At 74.8% G+C, this 18,741-nt stretch carries 15 protein-coding genes; 9 read left to right on the top strand and 6 right to left on the bottom strand.

Features of this window, described 5'->3' with window-relative positions; genetic code table 11:
* The first annotated feature begins 129 nt into the window (after positions 1 to 129).
* Genes WME85_RS03470 through pyrE form a run of 4 tightly spaced genes read left to right on the top strand, consistent with a single transcriptional unit; the run spans position 130 to position 2,219 of the window.
* Positions 130 to 555 (top strand): bactofilin family protein, encoded by a 426-nt coding sequence (locus WME85_RS03470; RefSeq protein ID WP_437307611.1) that lies wholly within the window; start codon positions 130 to 132, stop codon positions 553 to 555.
* Positions 556 to 609: 54 nt separating this feature from the next.
* Positions 610 to 924 carry a bactofilin family protein gene (locus WME85_RS03465; RefSeq protein ID WP_061611987.1) on the top strand — a complete coding sequence of 105 codons (315 nt, stop codon included), beginning with the start codon at positions 610 to 612 and terminating at the stop codon, positions 922 to 924.
* A gap of 3 nt (positions 925 to 927) precedes the next feature.
* Positions 928 to 1,644 (top strand): bactofilin family protein, encoded by a 717-nt coding sequence (locus WME85_RS03460; RefSeq protein WP_437835257.1) that lies wholly within the window; start codon positions 928 to 930, stop codon positions 1,642 to 1,644.
* Positions 1,641 to 2,219, top strand: a complete 579-nt coding sequence (gene pyrE / locus WME85_RS03455) for an orotate phosphoribosyltransferase (RefSeq protein WP_437835256.1) — start codon at positions 1,641 to 1,643, stop codon at positions 2,217 to 2,219. Before WME85_RS03460 ends, pyrE begins: the two co-directional genes overlap by 4 nt.
* Before the next feature lie 93 nt (positions 2,220 to 2,312).
* Here the strand turns inward: pyrE and glyQ are convergent, their stop codons facing one another.
* From glyQ to WME85_RS03440, 3 genes are all read right to left on the bottom strand, one after another.
* A complete protein-coding gene (gene glyQ, locus WME85_RS03450; protein WP_437835255.1) occupies positions 2,313 to 3,257 on the bottom strand; it encodes a glycine--tRNA ligase subunit alpha in 945 nt (314 codons plus the stop codon).
* A 168-nt stretch (positions 3,258 to 3,425) separates the two neighbouring features.
* Positions 3,426 to 4,277, bottom strand: coding sequence for a hypothetical protein (locus tag WME85_RS03445; protein ID WP_437835254.1), 852 nt, complete (start codon positions 4,275 to 4,277; stop codon positions 3,426 to 3,428).
* Positions 4,278 to 4,461: 184 nt separating this feature from the next.
* On the bottom strand, positions 4,462 to 8,442 hold the full coding sequence (locus WME85_RS03440) for a serine/threonine-protein kinase (protein WP_437835253.1): 3,981 nt from the start codon (positions 8,440 to 8,442) through the stop codon (positions 4,462 to 4,464).
* A gap of 73 nt (positions 8,443 to 8,515) precedes the next feature.
* Here WME85_RS03440 and WME85_RS03435 point away from each other — a divergent pair, with 73 nt between their 5' ends.
* From WME85_RS03435 to WME85_RS03425, 3 genes are all read left to right on the top strand, one after another.
* On the top strand, positions 8,516 to 10,006 hold the full coding sequence (locus WME85_RS03435) for a serine/threonine-protein kinase (protein WP_437835252.1): 1,491 nt from the start codon (positions 8,516 to 8,518) through the stop codon (positions 10,004 to 10,006).
* Positions 10,007 to 10,257: 251 nt separating this feature from the next.
* Positions 10,258 to 10,842: a MarR family winged helix-turn-helix transcriptional regulator gene (locus WME85_RS03430; RefSeq protein WP_437835251.1), complete on the top strand. Its 585-nt coding sequence runs from the start codon at positions 10,258 to 10,260 to the stop codon at positions 10,840 to 10,842.
* A 1-nt stretch (position 10,843) separates the two neighbouring features.
* A complete protein-coding gene (locus WME85_RS03425) occupies positions 10,844 to 12,736 on the top strand; it encodes a chloride channel protein (RefSeq protein ID WP_437835250.1) in 1,893 nt (630 codons plus the stop codon).
* 17 nt (positions 12,737 to 12,753) lie between these two features.
* Here WME85_RS03425 and WME85_RS03420 read toward each other — a convergent pair whose 3' ends face one another.
* Both WME85_RS03420 and WME85_RS03415 read right to left on the bottom strand, forming a co-directional pair.
* Positions 12,754 to 13,968, bottom strand: coding sequence for a pyridoxal-phosphate-dependent aminotransferase family protein (locus tag WME85_RS03420; protein ID WP_437835249.1), 1,215 nt, complete (start codon positions 13,966 to 13,968; stop codon positions 12,754 to 12,756).
* Positions 13,969 to 14,514: 546 nt separating this feature from the next.
* On the bottom strand, positions 14,515 to 14,772 hold the full coding sequence (locus tag WME85_RS03415; protein ID WP_437835248.1) for a GlsB/YeaQ/YmgE family stress response membrane protein: 258 nt from the start codon (positions 14,770 to 14,772) through the stop codon (positions 14,515 to 14,517).
* Between the two features lie 410 nt (positions 14,773 to 15,182).
* Between WME85_RS03415 and WME85_RS03410 the strand changes: the two genes are divergently transcribed.
* Positions 15,183 to 15,482: a CsbD family protein gene (locus WME85_RS03410; RefSeq protein ID WP_437835247.1), complete on the top strand. Its 300-nt coding sequence runs from the start codon at positions 15,183 to 15,185 to the stop codon at positions 15,480 to 15,482.
* Positions 15,483 to 15,726: 244 nt separating this feature from the next.
* Here the strand turns inward: WME85_RS03410 and WME85_RS03405 are convergent, their stop codons facing one another.
* Positions 15,727 to 17,103, bottom strand: a complete 1,377-nt coding sequence (locus WME85_RS03405) for a sigma 54-interacting transcriptional regulator (protein ID WP_437835246.1) — start codon at positions 17,101 to 17,103, stop codon at positions 15,727 to 15,729.
* 90 nt (positions 17,104 to 17,193) lie between these two features.
* Between WME85_RS03405 and WME85_RS03400 the strand changes: the two genes are divergently transcribed.
* Positions 17,194 to 18,738: a phytoene desaturase family protein gene (locus WME85_RS03400; protein WP_437835245.1), complete on the top strand. Its 1,545-nt coding sequence runs from the start codon at positions 17,194 to 17,196 to the stop codon at positions 18,736 to 18,738.
* Positions 18,739 to 18,741: the final 3 nt, after the last annotated feature.

Here is an 18,741-nt window from a genome sequence, read left to right as displayed (position 1 = left end):
CAGCGCCTTGGAGTAGCGTCCGCGCCGCCGCGGGGCCGGGCGATGGTGCTCGCCCAGCTCCAGCGGACGAGCCGGGCATCTGGTGCGCGCCCCGGCTCACGCGGCCCCCACCGCGCACTGGAGACGAGAATGGCCCGAGGCTCGACAACCACGCGCAGCGAATCGGACGCTGCCGAATCGCTCATCGGCCGGGGCGCCCGCATCCGCGGGCGGGTCCACGGCGACGGCTCGCTCCGGGTCGAGGGGAGCGTCGAGGGGGACATCCAGCTGACCGGCGACCTCGAGATCGAGGACGGAGCGTCGGTCACCGGGGACGTCGAGGCGAGCTCGCTCGTCGTCGCCGGACAGCTCACGGGAGACGTGACGTCGCGCGGCCCCGTGACGATCCGGGCGACCGCGCAGTACGCCGGAAACGTGGGGGGCAGCGAGGTGATCCTCGAGGAAGGCGCGGCGTTCGCCGGGCGCATCGAGGCGGAGTTCGACCTCCCGGCCGAGCTCTCGGAGCGGACCGGCGGGCGCGGTCAGGGCTCCCGGCGTGAACCGGCGGGGCGGTAACGCGCGTTGACGGACGATGAAGCGCGCCGCGACGGCGCGACGAGGAGCACGAACGTGGCGGGTACGATCATCGGAAACGGGCTCACGATCGAGGGCGAGATCACCTCCGACGAGGAGGTCATCGTCGCCGGGACGGTGCGCGGGAGGCTCACGGTCGAGGGGCCTCTGACCATCGACGCAGGGGCGCTGGTCGAAGCGGACATCGGGGCGGCGTCGCTCCAGGTGGGCGGCAACGTGACCGGCAACGTCACGGCGGCCGACCGCGTGGACCTCCTCGCGGGCGGTCGACTCGTCGGCGACGTGAAGGCGTCGCGCCTGACCATCGCGGACGGAGCCTCGTTCAAGGGCAACGTCGACATGGACGTGTAGCCGATGGCCGCCCAGTCCACGATCGGTCCGACGACGGCCATCCGCGGCAACGTGCAGGGCGACGGGGATCTCGAGATCCTCGGCCGCGTCGAGGGGAGCGTCGTCGTGAACGGCGACGTGACCATCGGCGAGGGCGCGCTCATCCAGAGCGACGTGCGCGGGCGCCGCGTGATCGTCCGCGGCGCGGTCGCCGGGAACGTCTCCGGCGAGGAGGCCGTGATCCTCGAGCCGGGCGCGCGCGTCGTCGGCGACCTCGGCGCGCCGCAGATCGGCATCCAGGCGGGCGCGCTGGTGCGCGGCAACGTCACCACCGGCGCGCCGCTCGCCGCCGCGCCTGCTCCGGTGCGCGCGGCCGCGGCTGCTGCTGCGCCTGCGCCGCGCGCCGCTGCCGCGCCGGCGGCGGCGCGACCGGCGCGGGCGCCGGCGGAGCACCGCGCGCCGGCCCCGCCCGCGCGGCCCGCCCCGCGCGCCGCGCCCGCGGCCGCGCGCCCTGCGCCGGCCGCGCGCCCCGCCCCGGTCGAGGCGAGGCCCGCGCCGGCCCCCGAGCCGCGCCTCGCGGCGGCGCACGACGATGAAGAGGCCGATCTGTCGGGCTCGGCGGCCGGCGAGGGCGACGAGCCCGAGGCGGCCGAGGGCGCCGGCGGGCCGCCGCCGCCCGTCGTCCCCGCGCTCCGGAAGGGCGCCGCGAAGGCCTCGCTGCGCAAGCGGGGCGGGCGGTGAGCGCCACCGGCACCTCGGAGCGGGAGCGGCTCGTCGCGCTGCTGCGCGAGCGGTCGTTCGAGCAGAAGCGCGTCGTCCTCGCGTCTGGCCGCGAGAGCGACTTCTTCATCGACTGCAAGCAGTCGGTGCTGACCGCCGAGGGGCACGCCCTCGTCGGCTCGCTGATGTTCGAGGCGCTCGCCGCGCTCCCCCGGTGCGAGGCCGTCGCCGGCGTCGAGCTCGGCGGCTGCCCCCTCGCGAGCGCCGTGTCGCTCACGAGCTTCCTGCGCGGCCGCCCCCTCCCCGCGCTCTACGTGCGCAAGGAGGTCAAGGACCACGGCTCGCGCCGCCTCGTCGAGGGCGATCGCGGGCTCGCGCCCGGGATGCCCGTCGCGATCCTCGAGGACGTGATCACGACCGGCGGCTCGACGCTGAAGGCGGTCGAGAAGCTGGCCGCCGCGGGCGCCTCCGTGGTCGGCGTGATCGCCCTCGTCGACCGCCTCGAGGGCGGCGCGGAGGCGATCCGCGCGGCGGGGCTGCCGCTCGTCGCGATCTGCACGCGCCGCGACTTCCTCCCGGACAGCCCGCCCGGCTGAGGCGGCGCGCCGCTCCGCCGCCCTCGCCGGCGCCGCTGCTCCCCCGCCCCGCCAGCGGCCCTCGCTTGCGCCGCCGGCCTCGCCAGCGGCGCGCTACTCCGCCGCCTTCGCCTGCTCGCCGAGGAGCGGGAACCCGAGCGCCTCGCGCTGCGCGAGGTACGTCTCGGCGACCGCCTTCGCGAGCGCGCGCACCCGGCCGATGAAGCGCTGCCGCTCGGTCACGCTGATCGCGCCGCGCGCGTCGAGGACGTTGAAGCGGTGCGCCGCCTTGGTCACGAAATCGTAGGCCGGCAGCACGAGCGCCTTCTTCGGATCGATCGTCGCCCCCTTCGCCGCCGGGTCCGCGCCCCGGTAGAGGAGCCGCTTCACCTCGGCCTCGCACACGTCGAACGCCGCGAAGTGCTCGGGGATGTCGGCCTCCTCGAAGTTGTAGGTCGACCACTCCCACTCCGCGCGCTGGTAGAGGTCCCCGTAGCGCACGACCTTCCCGCCGCTGTCGGAGTAGACGACGTCGTAGATGCTGTCCTTCTCCTGCAGGTACATCGCGATCCGCTCGAGCCCGTACGTGAGCTCGCCGGACACGGGGCGGCAGTCGATGCCGCCGATCTGCTGGAAGTAGGTGAACTGCGAGATCTCGAGCCCGTCGATCCACACCTGCCAGCCGAGCCCCCACGCCCCGAGGGTCGGCGACTCCCAGTCGTCCTCGAGGAACCGGACGTCGTGCTCGAGCGGGTTCGTGCCGATCGCGCGCAGCGACTCCAGGTAGAGGTCCTGGATGTCGATCGGGCTCGGCTTGAGGATCACCTGGAACTGGTGGAACTGCTGCATACGATTCGGGTTTTCGCCGTAGCGCCCGTCCGACGGCCGCCGGGAGGGCTCGACGAAGGCCACGTTCCAGGGCTCGGGGCCGAGCGCACGCAGGAACGTCGCCGGGTTGAAGGTGCCGGCGCCGACCTCCGAGTTGTACGGCTGCACGACGAGGCAGCCGCGCTCGGCCCAGAACTTCTGCAGTGCGAGGATGAGGTTTTGGAAGGTCATGGGAGGGCCGGGTCTTAGCGTGAATCTCGCGCGCCGGCGACATGCTGCCCGGCGCCGACCGAAAAGCAGCCGCCGACCCGGCGCTCCATCCCGTCGAGGACGACGCGGTCCCGGGTCTCCTCAGCGCCGATGACCGCTCCCCTCCAGCGCGGGCGCAGGGGGCGTGGTTCAGGGCGGCAGGCTGCACGAGGGGTACAGCGCGGCGAAGCCCGTCTCATCGAGGAACGTCGAGATCGCCTCCGCGTACAAGGTGTTGCCCGGCGTCCTGCAGACCAGCTTGCCAACGCTGTTGATCGCACAGTGGGCGCCGGCCTCGCCCTGGCACGCGCCGAGGGGGGTGATGCCGCAGAGCGGCGAGGCGTCGCAGATGCGGAGGTTCGCAAAGGCGCTCCAGCTAAGGCCGCACGCCGCCGCCGCGCCGGCGTCCGCGCACGCGAAGACCTCCACCTTGGCGGGGTCGAAGATGTTGCCGAACATGGTGGCGTCCGGGATGCTGTAGCTCACGGCGTCCTGCGCCGAGGCGTCCGTGAGCCCCAGGTGGCTCCCCACCATGCGGATCGGCACGTGCGCGCCGATCCCGTTGAGGGTCTGGAGCAGGCACGCCGTCACCCAGCGCTGCGACGACAGGGCGCCCAGCTTCGCCGTCTTCCACGTCGGCGCGAGGCCGATCGAGCCCTGCAAGGAGACCCCGGGCACCGATGTGTTCACCGTCGTGTGAGGAGGGAGCGCGCAGCCCACAACGTAATGGAGGAGCGCGCGCCCCTCGGCGGTATCCAGGAGCGGCGTGGCCGTGAGCCGGCCGGTCGCGGCGTTGACGAGCGGGGACACCGCGAGCCGCTGCAACGCCTGCTGGGTGGTGGTCTTCCAGAAGAACGACGGCACGTCGCCGTTGGTCCAGATGATCGCGTCCTCCGCGACCGCGAGCTCGTCTTCTGCGTCGCCCTGCGGGGCCGCGACGCAACCGGACGCGAAGAGGAGAGAACCAGCAACGACAGCAAGGGAGGCTCGGACGCTGAACATGCTCTTCCTTCCACCGCGTGGCGCGGCATGCGAACACGCTCGCTCAGTCCATGGATCGTGCCAGCGACGCGCGGCGCCGCCGCCGTCGCGCGGATCGCAGCTTCCGGCCCGAGGAGCGCCGTGTCTCGACGCGCGAAGGCGGCGGCGCCCGGGCGGCGCCATGGCCGACCGGAGGCGCTGGCCCTCAGTCCATGGAGGCTCGAGCCTCCAGCTCCCGGAAGCGCCGCCACAGGTCGTCGAAGCGAGGCTGCCAGATCGGACACTCGACGAGGAGCGCCCCGGCCTCCGCGAGCGCGCCGGATGCGTCGTCCCCCTCGCCGCGCCGGATCGCCATCGCCGCGCGCCAGTAGAGCAGCTCCAGGAGCTCGAACGGGAGCAGCCCACGGCTGGCCTCGGCGAGCAGCGCGGCCCAGCGACGCCCCAGCGCGCCGGCGTCGGGCCGCGGCGCGCCGAGCTGCTCCAGGACGAGCCCGAGCATCCGGAAGAGCGCCGACAGCGAGGGGGCCGCGGCGTCCGGCGGGCAGCGCTGGCCGATCCAGTCGACGAGGCGCGCCGCCTCGTCGTGGCTGCCGCGCGCGATCAGGATCCGGGCGAGCAGCAGCGAGCTCTCCGGCACCGGGACCTCCACGAACCGCTCCTCGAGGACGAGGGCGCGCCGCGCGAGCGGGAGGGCCTCTTCGTCCTGGTGGTTGGCATAGAGCAGCTCGGCGACGTTGTGCGTCGCCATCCGCTCGAAGAGCGGATTGCCGATCTCCCGCGCCAGCGCGATCGTCCTGCGCATGTCGTCGATCGCGAGGAGCAGCTCGTTCCTGGTCGTCCACAGCAAGGCGCGGTTGACGTACATCGCGCAGACGTGAGGCCAGTCCTCGACCTGCGCTGCCAGCTCGATGCCCGTCTGGAACGTGGCCTCCGCCTCCTCCAGCCGCCCGGCGAACACGAGCGCCGCCGACCGCAGGACGAGCGCCACGACGCGCGCCTCGTAGTCGCGCGCGGTCTCGGCGGCCGCGACGCCCTGGCCCAGGAGGTCGGCCGCCTCCGCCATGCGCCCCTGCCGCATGCAGGTCCGCCCGAGCCCGACCAGGAGCCGGGCGGCGAGGCCGGGCGATCCGGCGCGCTCGACGAGCGGGCGCGCCTCCTCCACCCGCCTGGCCGAGGTCTCGAAATCGTTCTCCCGATCGAGGACGGTCGCCTCGACGAGGAGGGCGTCGGCCAGGAACGCGGCGTCCCCGAGCTGCTCCGCGAGCGCCCTCGCGGCGGCGAGATCCTCCAGCGCCTCGCGCGGGCGGTGGACGCCGTGGCGGCTCTTGCCGCGCCCCAGCCGCGCGAGCGCGCGCACGCGCGGCTCGCCCTCCGCGGCGAACGAGAGGCACGCGGTATAGTGCTGATCCGCCTCGACGTGGCGGTGCCGCGAGAGCGCGGCGTCGCCGAGCCGGAGGTACGCGTCCGCCGCCTCCTCCAGCGCCCCGCACCCGCCGGCGTGCCGCGCGAGCGGCTCGAGGAGCTCGGGGCGAGGCCCCTCCGCCTCGACCCTGGACCGGAAGGTCGCGAGCGCGTGCCGGTGGATCTGCGCGCGCTGCGCCGGGTCGAGCAGCTCGTAGACCGCGTCCTGGAACACCGCGCTCTGGAACGAGCAGCGCTCGCCGGCGCCGCGCTGGAGGATCCCCCGCTCCACGAGCGCGCTCAGGCCGTAACCGGCGTCGATCGGCGTGCCAGCGCCGCCCGCGCGCTCGATCGCGTCCTGGACCTGCTCGAGCTCCGCGCGGCCGAACGAGACGCCCAGCACCGAGCAGAGCCTGACGCAGGCCGCGAGCTCCGGCGGCAGGGCGTCGATCTGCCGCTCCGCGAGCCACTGCCACGCCGGCGACGGAGGCAACACGTCGAGCTCCGCCGTCGCGACGTACTGGCTGCCGGAGCCCGCGCGGCGCCGCACGATGCCCGCCCGCTTCAGCGAGCGCACGAGCTCCGAGAGGCAGGCGGGGTTCCCGCCCGCCCAGCCCGCGAGACGGCGCAGCGCGGCGGCGGGCGGGTACTCCGCCGGCCGCAGGAGCTCGGCGGCGAGGGCCATCGCGGCCTCCTCGTCAAGGGGCGCGAGCGCCGCCCGGCGGTGGCGCTGCGTGCGCGCGCCCCACGCGCGGCGCACCTGCTCGAAGCGGGGGTGCGCGGCGACCACGACCCAGAGCGCGACGCCCGCGCCGTCGAGCGTCGCGTACTCGAGCGCGTCGACCAGCGCGTCGTCGGCCCAGTGCGCGTCGTCAAGGAGCACCGCCACCGGGCCGCCGCGCGCGAGCCGGCGCAGCCCCTCCCCGAGCGCCTGCACCACGCCGTGGTGGAGCGACGCGGGCGCGCCGCCGCCGGCGGGGGGCGACCACCCCAGCGCCGCCGCCACGGCCGGCCACGTCGCCGAGCCGAGCGCGTCGCCGAGGCGCTCGCGGCAGAACGCGGCGGGATCCGCCGGCGGGTCCGCGGGCGCGTCGAGCACCCGGCGCAGGAGCTCCGCCGCGTCGCGCGCCGCCTCTCCGGGTAGCGGCTGCGCGGCGCGCAGGGAGATCACCCGCGCCTCGGGTGCCCGGACCGTCAGGCGGCGCGCCGCGGCGGCGGCCTCCGCCACCAGGCGGCTCTTGCCGAGCCCCGGCTCGCCGAGGAGCGTGAACAGGCCCGGGCACGTCCCGTCGAAGGCCGCGCCGGCGCTCGCGGAGAGCGCCGCGACGACGTCGGCGCGGCCAGCGAGCGGCGCCTCGACGTTGGCCGACGGCGCGGCGCGCGACGAGGCGGGGCCCGGGTCGTCGCGCGCAGGCAGGGCGCGCTCGAGCTCCGCGGTGAGCGCGACGCCCGACCAGGGCTCCGGGGGCAGCCAGGTCTCCGGGCGCTCGACGGCGGCGCCGTACGCCGCGGCGGAGCTCCGCGCCTTGCGGCGGAGCGTGACGGAGGCCAGGTGGAGCGCCGCCCGCGCGCCGTGCCGCTCGGCGAGCTCGCGCGCGGCGGCGAGCGCGGCCTCGGCGGGGTGATCGGTGTTCCGGCCGGAGAACACCGCCACGTAGCGGCTGCCGCGCTGCCGCGCGATGAACCCGTTGCGGCCGGTCACGGCGGCGATGACCGGCGCCGCCGGGGCGGCCGTGTCGGCGACGAGCAGGACGACCGGGTGGCCCCCCTCGGCGATGAGCCTGGCCGGCGCGGCGACCGCCCGCGCGGTCCGCCGCGTGGCGACCGCCCGCGCCGCCTCGGCGCGCGCGGCCGCGAGCGCCCTCCTCAGCGCCGAGGCGCTCGCGGGGCGGCGGTCGCGGTCCTTGGCGAGGCACGCGAGCGTCAGCTCCTCCAGCGCCGCGGGCACCGGCGCGAGCTCGCCCGGACGCCGCGGGCGCAGCGCGAGGTGGCCGTGCTCGACGGCGCTGCCGTCGCCCGCGAACGGCAGCTCCAGCGTGAGCAGCTCGAACAGGACGACGCCGAACGCGTAGAGGTCGGCGCGCTCGTCGATCGCCTCGCCCCGGATCTGCTCGGGGGCCATGTACTCGGGGGTCCCGAGGACCGCGCCGGTACGGGTGAGCTGCGCCTCTCCGCCGGGAGCGCCCGCGGCGCGCCTGGCGAGGCCGAAGTCGAGCAGCACGACGCGCGCTTCACCAGGCGCGCGGGCGGAGGGCGCGCCCCCGGAGCGCGCGATGAAGAGGTTCTCCGGCTTGAGATCTCTGTGGATCACGCCCTCGGCGTGCGCGGCCTCGAGCGCGGCGAGCACGGCGTCGGCCCGCGCCGCGGCCCAGTCCAGGTCGGGCGGCTCGGTGAGCGAGGCGAGCTCCGAGGCGAGCGTGCGGCCGGAGAGCCGCTCCATCACGAGGTAGGGGCGGCCGTCGTCGAGCCTACCGCGCCCGTGGAGCCGCGGGACGTGCGGCGGGCCGATGCGCTGGAGCGCTTCCGCCTCGCGGCGGAACCGCTCCTCGAGCACCGGGGTGGCGGAGAAGCCGACCTTGACGGCGACCTCGGCGCCGTCGCTGCTCGAGATCCCCGCCCAGACCGCGGCGAACCCGCCTTGCCCGAGGCGCTCGCCCGGCGAGATGCCGTCGATGCGCGGCGGGGCGGGCGCCGGGCGCTCGCTCGCCGGCGGGGGCGTCCACCCGTCGAGTGGGCACGGAGAGCCGCCTTCGCGACGCCGGTGACAGGATGGACAGCGATGCACTCGATGACGGCTCCGGCGGAGGGGCGCGCGCGAGCGCCGACCTCCCCTGTGATATTCTCGCGCCCGCTGGCAGATGGCACGCGCTGATGATCCTACCCTCCAGAGCGCGCCGACCGAGGTCGCGGGGCCTGCCGGCGAGACGGTCGCCCTCGCCGTGGACGAGCGGCAGGCGGCGGCCGCCGGGGGCGAGCACACGTCCGAGGCGCCGGACCGCGCCGGCGATTACCGGATCGGGAGCGCCCTCGCCCAGGGGGGCTTCGGCGTCGTCTACCGCGGGGAGCACGTGGAGCACGGCACGCCGGCGGCGGTCAAGGTGCTGCACCCCGAGCTCGCCCTGCACCCCGACCTGCTCGCCCGCTTCGAACGCGAGGTCGAGGCGACGCGGCGGGTGCGGCACCCGGGCGTGGTCGAGATCTTCGATGTCGGCCGGCTCGCGGACGGGCGCCCCTACCTCGTCATGGAGCTGCTCGAGGGCACCGACCTCGCCCAGCTCCTGCGCGACCGCGGCCGGCTGCCGCCGGAGGAGGCGCTCGCCGTGCTCGAGCCGCTGTGCAGCGCGCTCCAGGCGGCGCACGCGCAGGCGATCGTGCACCGCGACATCAAGCCGTCGAACGTCTTCCTGTGCGCCGGGGGCGACCGCCCGCGCGTGGTGCTGCTCGACTTCGGGGTGGCGAAGCTGCTCGACGCGCCCGGGCCCGCGCTCACGACGTCGCGGCAGATCGTGGGCTCGCCCTCGTGCATGTCCCCCGAGCAGCTCATGAGCCGCCCGGTCGACGCGAGGTCGGACATCTACGCGCTCGGCGCGCTGACGTACACGATGCTCGCGGGGGAGCCGCCGTTCTCGGGCACGTCGTTCGTGGTGCTGCGCCAGCTGCACCTGTTCGCGAGCCCGCCCCGCCCGAGCGCGCGGGCGCGCGTGAGCCCGTCGCTCGACCGCGTGGTCCTGCAGGCGCTCAGCAAGGATCCTGCGGAGCGCCAGGCGTCGGTGGGCGAGCTCATCGCCGGCCTGCGCGCAGCGATCGCGACGCCCCAGGCGCGAGGCGCCGCCGAGCGGCGCTCCGCGGTGGGCATCTACGTCGAGGTGCAGGCCGCCCCCGGCGCCCTCGAGGAGCCGGACACGGAGCTGCTCGACGATTTCGAGGCGGTCCTGCCGCTGGCGCTCGGCGCGCTCGCGGACGCAGGATTTGCGGCGGCCGTCGAGGCGGGCACGGCCGTACTGGTCACAGCCGACCGGCCGCTCGATCCGGCGGGAGACCAGGCGGCGCGGCGCGGCGCGGTCGACGCGGCGCTCTCTCTGATGCGGCGGCTCGACGCGCGCGCCGGGCGCGACCAGAGGGTCCACGTCCGCCTCTGCGTGCACGCCGGCGAGCTCGTCGCGAACAGGGACGGCGCGCTGACGGGCGGAGACCTGCTGGAGCTCGCCGCCTGGGTGCCCGAGGGGACGGCGCAGGGCGTGTTCGCCTCGCCGGCGTTGCTCGACGGGCTCGGCATCGCCGCGCAGCCCGCGCCGACCTTGCGGCGCTCGAGCGCGCTGCTGCGCGTGATCGACGCGGAGCGGCGGTAGCGGGATCCCCTCGCCCAAGGCGGAGCTCGGGCGGACTCGCGCGCGCCACGCGCCACGCGCCACGCGCCACGCGCCACGCGCCACGCGCCACGCGCCACGCGCCACGCGCGACGTCGAAAGACCGGCCACCTCTCCCTCCCGCCTACCCCGTCGAGGACGGCCCGCCTCGACCGCGCTGGCGCTGACATGGCGCGAGGCCCGCTGCCCGCTTGCGCATGGCGGGCGGGCGGCGTAGCTTCCCGCGCAATTATATGGGAGCCCATGCATCTTCAACCACGCGCACGACGCGCGCGCGCCGGAAGGACGCCGCGGGGCAGGCGCCCGGCGGGCCGGACGCGCAGCGGGTCATGGATGCGATCCGCTCCATCGTGCAGCGCCTGCGGGTCTCCTCGCGCGCGTGCGAGCGGCAGCTCGGCCTGAGCAGCGCACAGCTGTTCGTGCTGCAGCAGCTCGATCAGGCGGCGGCCGCGTCGGTCGCCGAGCTCGCGCAGCGCACGCTCACGCACCAGAGCTCGGTGTCGGTCGTGGTGACGCGCCTCTCGGAGCGCGGGCTCGTCGCCCGGCGCGCCTCGGCCGAGGACGCGCGCCGGACCGAGATCTCGCTCACCCCGGCCGGCCGCGCGCTGCTCCGCCGCGCGCCCCGCACCGTGCAGGCCGACCTCATCGCCGCCGTCGACCGCCTGCCGGCCGACGAGCGCCGCGGGCTCGCGCAGAGCCTCACGACCCTCGCCCGGGCGCTCGGCGCCGGGGACGAGGCCCCGCCCCTGTTCTTCGAAGGTGACGAAGCCCGCCCCGGCGCCGGGGCGGAAGATCGCGAAGATCGCGAGGAGAGATGACATGTCGAGCGTGAACGCCCCACATTCCACGAGCGCCGGGAGCATCCCGGTCGCCCCCTCAATGAGCCCGACCCTCGAGGACCTGAGGGTCCCCGCCCCGAGGGCCGCCGTCGACCGGCGGGTCGTCCTCGTGAGCGGCCTCGCGATGGCGGTCGCCGGCGCCGCGTTCCTCGCGGCGGAGCTGCTCACCACGCTCATCGCCGTCATCACGAACCTCGCGTTCTTCGGCCGGCTCGACGCCGGGCCCGCTTCGCCCGCCGAGCACCACCTCGGCGCGCTCGTGCTCGTCGTGCCGATCGCCGGCGCGCTCATCGTCGGCGTGATGGCGCGCTACGGCTCCCAGGCGATCCGCGGGCACGGGATCCCGGAGGCGATGGAGCAGGTGCTCTTCAACCAGAGCCGCATCCCGCCGCGGATGACGCTGCTCAAGCCGCTCTCCGCCGCGGTCGCGATCGGCACCGGCGGGCCGTTCGGCGCCGAAGGCCCCATCATCGCGACCGGCGGCGCGCTCGGCTCGCTGCTCGGGCAGCTGCTCCGGATCACCGCGGACGAGCGCAAGACGCTGCTCGCCGCGGGCGCGGCGGCGGGCATGTCGGCGACCTTCGGGAGCCCGGTGGCCGCCGTGCTGCTCGCGATCGAGCTCCTGCTCTTCGAGTACCGGCCGCGCTCGGTGATCCCCGTCGCCCTCGCCGCCGCCACCGCGAGCGCGGCGCGCCTCGCCGCGGGCCACACGGCGCCGGCGTTCGAGATGCCGGCCGTGGCGCCCTCGACCGGCCCCGCGCTCGCCTTCTACATCGTGCTCGGCGCGGTGCTCGGCGTCGCGGCGATGGGCGCGACCCGCGCGATCTACGCGATCGAGGAGGCGTTCGAGCGGCTGCCGCTCCACTGGATGTGGTGGCCGGCGATCGGCGCCGTCGCGATCGGCGTGGTCGGCTACTTCGCGCCACGGACGCTGGGCGTCGGGTACGACAACATCGACGACATCCTGAGCGGCCGCCTGGCGCTCACCGCGCTCGTCGCGCTCTCGCTGATGAAGTTCATCTCCTGGTCGATCGCGCTCGGCAGCGGCACCTCGGGCGGCACGCTCGCGCCGCTCTTCACCATCGGCGGCGGGCTCGGCGCCATCCTGGGGCTCGGCGCCAGCGCGCTCTTTCCCTGGCTCAACGCGGACGCGCGCGTCGCCGCGCTCGTCGGGATGGCGGCGATCTTCGCGGGCGCCTCCCGGGCGCTGCTCGCCTCGGTCGTCTTCGCCTTCGAGACGACCCGGCAGCCGATGGGGCTCCTGCCGCTGCTCGGCGGCTGCAGCGCGGCGTTCCTCGTCTCGAGCCTGCTGATGCGGCACTCGATCATGACGGAGAAGCTCGCCCGCCGCGGCGCGCGCGTGATGGCGGAGTACGCGGCCGACCACCTGGCGCAGGTCACCGTGCGCGAGGCCGCCTCCCGCCCCGCCGTGACGCTCTCCGCCGACGACACGGTCGCGGCGGCCCGCGCCTTCCTGCTGTCGCAGGCGGAGGGCGCGCGCCACCAGGGCTTCCCGGTCGTCGACAGCGCAGGGGAGCTCGTCGGCGTGGTCGCCGCGCGCGACGTGCTCACCCAGCAGGCCGGCGAGCTCTCGATCCGCCACCTCATCCGGCAGCCGCTCGCCGTGGCGTTCGAGGACAGCTCCCTCCGCGAGGCCGCCGATCACATGGTCACCGAGGGGGTGGGCAGGCTCCCCGTGGTGTCCAGGGACGCGCCCCGCAAGGTGCTCGGGATGCTGACGCGCAGCGACCTGCTCGACGCGCACCGGAGCCGGCTCGAGGCCGGCCAGCGCCTCGAGCAGGCGCTCACCCGGCGGGGCGGCTCGCCGCCCCCGCGCCGGCGAGGCGCGGTGGAGGGGGAGCTCTCGTCCTGAGCGCCCCGGGGGGGGGGTCAGTCGACGAAGTACTCGCGGTCGCCAGCGAGCCCCTGCTCGAGCGCGGCCATGCCCTTGGAGACGTCGAGCTTCACGCCCTCGCGCTGGAAGCTCATCCCCATCGCGTAGAGCGTCTTGAACAGGTTGTGCGAGCGGCACTGCTCGCCCATCTGGCCGACGCGCACGATGTTGAGGCCGAAGGCGCCGGAGATCTCGACGCGGAAGGCCTTGGTCATGTACTCGCGGATGCGGGCGCTGTCGACGCCGACGGGCAGCTTGATCGCGAGCACGCTGTTGAGGCGCACGTCCTTCGACGCGAACAGCTCGAGCCCCATCGCCTCGAGGCCCGCCTGCATGGCGAGGGAGCTCATCTCATGGCGGCGGAACCGCCGCTCGAGCGTCTCCTCGCAGACGAGGCGAAGCGCCTCGTGCAGCGCGAGCACGCCGGGCACGGGCGCCGTGTAGTGGTACTGCTGGTAGCCCCAGAACCGCTGCGCGCGCGTGGCGTCGTAGCACCAGTGCGGGCGCGGCGACGGGCGCTCCTCGACCACCTTCCACGCGTCCTGCGAGAACGCGCACGCCGAGACGCCCGGGATCGACGAGAGCGCCTTCTGCCCGCCGACGATGCCGACGTCGATGCCCCACTCGTCCATGTGCACCGGCATGGCCGTGAGCGTGACCACCGCGTCGACGATCGTGAGCGCGCCGTGCGCCTTCGCGAGCTTGCAGATCTCCGGCAGCTCCACCATCCGGACGCCGCACGACGTCTCGCCGTGCGCCATCGTGATCACGTCGTAGCGCTGCTTCTTCAGCGCCTCGCGCACGTCCGCGAGCGTGACGGGGCGCCCCGGCGGCCCTTCGAGGAAGGTCACGTCGGCGCCGACGCCGAGCGCCATCTCGCCGAGGCGCCCGCTGAACGTCCCCACCTTCAGGCAAAGGACCTTGCGCCCGGGCCAGCACAGGTTCGCCACGGCCATCTCCATCGCCGCGGACGCGGGCCCGGCGATGCCGAGGATCTTGTCGCTGCGCGTCTGGAACGCGTAGGCCGCCATGTACTTCACGTTCTGGATGACGCGGTCCATGGTGGGGCCGAGGTGGTTGATGATCACCCCGTTCGCCTGCGCCACCGCCTGCGGGATGGGCACCGGGCCGGCGCCCATGAGGAGCAGCGGCTCGGAAGGCAGGATCGCGGCGAGGGGCGTGATCGGCGGGGGCAGGATGGAAAACGACATGGCCAGGACCTTGGGCGAAAGCGCGGAGCGCGCTAGCAAGCCCAATGCATCCTGCGGCGTCAAGTTCTACCCGGCAAGCGGGCGCGGCGTCGGCGATGTCTGGCCGCCGCGGTCGCGGGCACGGGCGTCGCACGGAGCACGCGAGCCCGCCGTCTCCCGAACCCTGCCCTGCTGGAGCAGTCCGGGTGCCGGCTCGAGCTGACGGCCAGAGGCGGCCCTGCTCGTCGCACGGCCCTTGGGGGGTGAGCCATGCGACGAGCAGGGCCTCCTCCGGCCTGCTCCGAGGAGGCCCTGTCCGTCGCACGACCCTGGGGGGGTGAGTCATGCGACGGAGAGGGCCCCCTCTGGCCTACCGTGAGGAGCGGAGAGGGCGTTGCGTCGGCTGAGCCGGAGCTCACGGACAGCAAGGCCTTCTCCACCCCTCGAGCGGTCGACCCGAGGTGATCCCCGATGTCACGGGGCGCGGCAGCGGAGCCGGAGCTCCTCGATATCGCGCCCTGTGACAGCATCGGGCGTAGCGCCTCACGAAAGGGTCAGTCGACCCGTTCATACCACCGAGCGGCGCCGCGAGATGGCCTGGTAACCCGCGGTGAGCAGGATCGCGCCGATCAGGGACATGAAGAACCCGGCCGGCTCGCCCTCGCGGTACATGAAGAGCATGCGGCCGAGCAGCCCGCCGACGAACGAGCCGACGACGCCGATGATCATCGAGACGACCCACCCGCCAGGCTCACGCCCCGGGACGATAAGACGCGCCAGAGCACCCACGACGAGGCCGAACAGGAGAAAGAGAATGAACGACATGATGAACCTCCCAGGAAGGAGCGAAGTGCTCCTTGTTGCTATGCAGACTGATTCAGCAAGCGGCGGGCCATGCCGCTGAGTCCTGATCCTCCACAGGCGCCCGGCCGGGCGGGACGCCGCGGACAGAGCGCGGGAGTCCCTTTTCACCGCAGAATCCGGCCGCAGCCGGCAATGCGGCCCGGATGGCCCGGACGGTCTGCACGCCCGGTGGGGGCGCCTGCGGCCCCCCGGCGTGGCGGATTGCCTCAAACGAGCTGAAAAGCAGAGCGCAGGCGGGGTAGCCTGCCTCAATCCCCTCACCCATCTCCGGCAGGAGCGTCGCGCGGGCGTGGCGCAGCGGTTGCTACGTGAAGGGCATGGCGCACCGCAGAAGTCCTCTGCGGATGTCCCGTCATCCTGAGGAGAGCACGATGAGCAACGAAAGCGACCGCAACGAAGGCGCCGCCGACGAGCTGGGCGGCAAGCTGAAGAAGGGCCTCGGCAAGCTGCTCGGTGACGAGCAGATGGAAGCGGAGGGCCGCGCTAAGGAGGTCAGAGGCAAGGTCCAGCAAGAGGAGGCCAAGGCGGATGAGCGCGCCAAGGGCGCGCTCGAGGAGGCCGCCGGCGCCATCAAGAACCGGGTCGGGAAGCTGGTCGACAACGAGCAGATGGCCGCCGAGGGGAAGGCCAAGGAGCTCCAGGGCGAGAACCGGCAGAAGGCCAATCAGTAGGGATCCCGCCCGGGAGCGCCCCGGGAGCGCCCTGAACGAGCCCTGCCCTCGGACAGCACGCTGCAATGGCGCGCGGTTCGAGGGCAGCGCCCGGCCGGTCCTGTACCGGGCTCAGCAGGTCATTCACGAGAGCTGCTGTGCTCTCTCGTACAGGTACAGCGTCTTGTGTGCGCTACTTCGCCGCCCGCGACGCGGTCATGATCGCGATGCGGGTCAGGCCACCCCGCGGTGGCGCGTCACGCCTTCATGCTTCGGCCGCCGAGACCCCGTGCCGCTGGAGGAGCTCGCGCAGGTGGCTCCGATCCATCCGCGCCGCGCGTGCCGCGCGCGAGAGGTTGCCGCCGTTGGCGCGCACGAGCGCCGTCAGGTACGCCCGCTCCCAGCGCGCCACGGCGCGCTCCTTCGACTCGCGGAACGACAGGCTGAGATCGTCGTCCCGGAGCCCCTCCAGCGCCGGGGAGCTGCCCTCCTTCCCATCCCTGCCCTCCGAGCCCATCACGGCCTCGCGGAAGAGCGCCGGATCGATCATCAGCACCGCCCGCTCGACCGCGCCGCGGAGCTCGCGGACGTTGCCGGGCCAGTCCTGGCGCATGAAGGTCTCGAGGAGCTCGCCCGGCGGGCTCTGGTCCTGCCCCTGCGCGAACTGCCGGTAGAAGTGCGCGGTGAGCAGCGCGATGTCGTCCGGGCGCTCGCGCAGCGCCGGGACGCGGAGCCGGACGATGTTCAGCCGGTAGTAGAGGTCCGACCGGAAATTGCCGCGGTTCACCTCCTGGCGGAGATCGCGGTTGGTCGTCGCGATGACGCGGATGTCGAGCTTTGTCGGCTCGACCGTGCCGATGCGCCGGATCTGCCGCTCCTCGAGCACGCGCAGGAGCTTCGGCTGCATGTCGAGCGGGAGCTCGCCCATCTCGTCGAGCAGCACCGTGCCGCCTCGCGCCGCCTCGAAGGCGCCGACGCGCGCCGCCTGCGCGCCCGTGAACGCCCCCTTCGCGTGCCCGAAGAGCTCGGCCTCGATGAGCGTGGGCGGGATCGAGCCGCAGTCGATCACGACGAACGGCCCGCTCGCGCGCGGGCTGCTCTCGTGGATGGCCTCGGCGAGCAGGCCCTTGCCCGTGCCCGTCTCGCCCTCGATCAGCACCGTCGAGTCCGACGCGGCGATCCGCGGCAGCGCCGCGAAGATCCGGCGCATCGCGGCGCTCTGCCCGAGCACCCGGCCGTACCGCTCCTCGTCGCCGAGCGGCTCGCGGATCTCCTCGGCCAGCGGCTCGAAGCGGAGCGTCGACTGCCCGACCCCGAGCGTGGCGCCCGGCTGCAGGTAGGCCGCCTCGACGCGGAAGCCGGAGAGGGTCGTGCCGTTCTTGCTGCCGAGATCGCGGAGCAAGAACCCCCGCGGGGTGACGGCGATGACGCAGTGGTGCCGCGACACGGCGCGATCGGTCAGGATGAGCTGGTTGCCGCGCGCCGTGCCGATCACGAACTCGGTCGCGTCCGACACCTGGGCTGCCCCGGCGTCGGGGCCGGCCGTCACCTGCACCCGGAAGCGACTGAAGGCGATCTCTTTGGAGCGGACCTTGAGGAGCGCCGTCTCGGTGCTCGCATGAACTTTCGGCTCGGAGCCCATCCCGCCATCGTACCACGACGGTGCAGCGCATGGCCGGGGCCGGCCGGCGATCTTCCCCCGGACGCGCCGGCGCCCTACGGAGGTACGGCCATGAACCCGGCCAGCCCAGGCGCGCGGCGCGACACTGGCGCCGACGCGGACGCCGACGTCCTCGTGATCGGCGCCGGCTTCGGCGGCCTCGGCGCGGCGCTCTCGCTCGCGGAGCGGGGGGCGAAGGTCGTCCTGTGCGAGGCGCTCCGGTACCCCGGCGGCTGCGCCAGCACCTTCGAGCGCGGCGGCTACCGCTTCGAGTCGGGGGCCACGCTGTTCTCCGGGCTCGCCCCGGAGCAGCTGTTCGGTCGGTGGATCGCGCGCCATGGCCTCGACGTCGCGGTCGACTGGATCGACCCGCTGGTCGAGCTGCGGACCCCCTCGCTCCGCCTCTCGGTCGGGCGCGACCGCGAGGCGCTCGTGGGCGCCCTCGCGGGCTTGCCCGGCGCCCCGGCGCGCGGGATCCGCGACTTCTTCGCGTACCAGGCGCGGATCGCGGACACCCTCTGGGCGATCTTCGACGACCCCGCCCTGCTGCCGCCGCTCGGCGCGGGCGCGCTCCTGCGGCACGCGGCGAGCACGCCTCGCTACGCCGCGCTGCTGCCGGTGCTCGGCCGGCCGCTCGAGCGCGTGCTCGCGCGGTTCGGCGTGGCGGAGTTCGCCCCGCTCCGGCAATACCTCGATGGGCTCTGCCAGATCACCGTCCAGTGTGGGGTCGCCGAGGCCGAGGCGCCCTTCGCGATGGCGTCGATGGACTACTACTTCCGCGGCACGGGCCACGTGCGCGGCGGCATCGGCGCGCTCGCGTGGGCGCTCGCCCGGGCGGTCGAGCGGCTCGGCGGCGAGGTGCGGATGGCGAGCCGGGTGCGCTCGCTCGAGGCGGGCCCGGGCGGCTTCCGCGCCGCGACGCGCTCGGGCGGGATCCGCGCGCGCCAGGTCATCGCGAACCTGCTCCCGCAGGACCTCGGCGCGCTGCTCGGCGCGGCGCCGGGCGCCCTGCCGCGGCTCGAGCGGCTCGCCCGCGACGTCGAGGGTGGCTGGGGCGCGGCGATGCTCTACCTCGTGGCGCGCGCGCCCGAGGGCGCCTCGCCCGCGGCGCACCATCTGGAGCTGGTGCAGGACCCGCGCGCGCCGTTCACCGAGGGCAACCACCTGTTCGTGTCGGTGAGCGGGGCCGCGGACGAGGGCCGCGCGCCGCCGGGGCACCGCACGCTGACCGTGTCGACGCACGTGCCGCTCGCGAGGCACCGAGCGCTCTCGCCCGGGCAGCAGGGCGACTACATCGGCGGCGTCCAGGCGCGGATGCGCGAGGGGCTCGCGGCGCTCGCGCCCGAGTGGAGCGCGAACGTCGTGCACGCGCTGACGGCGTCGCCGCGGACGTTCGCGCGCTTCACCGGGCGCGCGGGCGGCGCGGTGGGCGGCGTGCCGCGGCGCGCGGGGCTCGGGCATTACCTGTCGGTGTGGCCGCGCCCGGTGCAGGACGGGCTCTGGATGGTGGGCGACTCGGTCTTTCCCGGGCAGAGCACGCTGGCCACGGCGATCGGCGGCGTGCGCACCGCGGAGAGCGTCGCGCGGCGGCTCGGGCTCGCGCGCGGCGGGGGCTGAGCG

The organism is Sorangium sp. So ce1153, from assembly GCF_051521595.1.
Taxonomy (GTDB): Bacteria; Myxococcota_A; Polyangia; order Polyangiales; family Polyangiaceae; genus Sorangium.
The sequence above is the reverse complement of the archived record's forward strand: the minus strand, read 5'-3'. Positions and strand labels throughout refer to the sequence as shown.

Excerpts from the sequence above, each read along its gene's own strand:
- WME85_RS03470 (WP_437307611.1), top strand. The coding sequence starts at position 130 with ATGGCCCGAGGCTCGACAACCACGCGCAGCGAATCGGACGCTGCCGAA.
- WME85_RS03460 (WP_437835257.1), top strand. The coding sequence starts at position 928 with ATGGCCGCCCAGTCCACGATCGGTCCGACGACGGCCATCCGCGGCAAC.
- glyQ (WP_437835255.1), bottom strand. The coding sequence starts at position 3,257 with ATGACCTTCCAAAACCTCATCCTCGCACTGCAGAAGTTCTGGGCCGAG.
- WME85_RS03445 (WP_437835254.1), bottom strand. The coding sequence starts at position 4,277 with ATGTTCAGCGTCCGAGCCTCCCTTGCTGTCGTTGCTGGTTCTCTCCTC.
- WME85_RS03435 (WP_437835252.1), top strand. The coding sequence starts at position 8,516 with ATGGCACGCGCTGATGATCCTACCCTCCAGAGCGCGCCGACCGAGGTC.
- WME85_RS03430 (WP_437835251.1), top strand. The coding sequence starts at position 10,258 with ATGGGAGCCCATGCATCTTCAACCACGCGCACGACGCGCGCGCGCCGG.
- WME85_RS03425 (WP_437835250.1), top strand. The coding sequence starts at position 10,844 with ATGTCGAGCGTGAACGCCCCACATTCCACGAGCGCCGGGAGCATCCCG.
- WME85_RS03420 (WP_437835249.1), bottom strand. The coding sequence starts at position 13,968 with ATGTCGTTTTCCATCCTGCCCCCGCCGATCACGCCCCTCGCCGCGATC.
- WME85_RS03415 (WP_437835248.1), bottom strand. The coding sequence starts at position 14,772 with ATGTCGTTCATTCTCTTTCTCCTGTTCGGCCTCGTCGTGGGTGCTCTG.
- WME85_RS03410 (WP_437835247.1), top strand. The coding sequence starts at position 15,183 with ATGAGCAACGAAAGCGACCGCAACGAAGGCGCCGCCGACGAGCTGGGC.
- WME85_RS03405 (WP_437835246.1), bottom strand. The coding sequence starts at position 17,103 with ATGGGCTCCGAGCCGAAAGTTCATGCGAGCACCGAGACGGCGCTCCTC.
- WME85_RS03400 (WP_437835245.1), top strand. The coding sequence starts at position 17,194 with ATGAACCCGGCCAGCCCAGGCGCGCGGCGCGACACTGGCGCCGACGCG.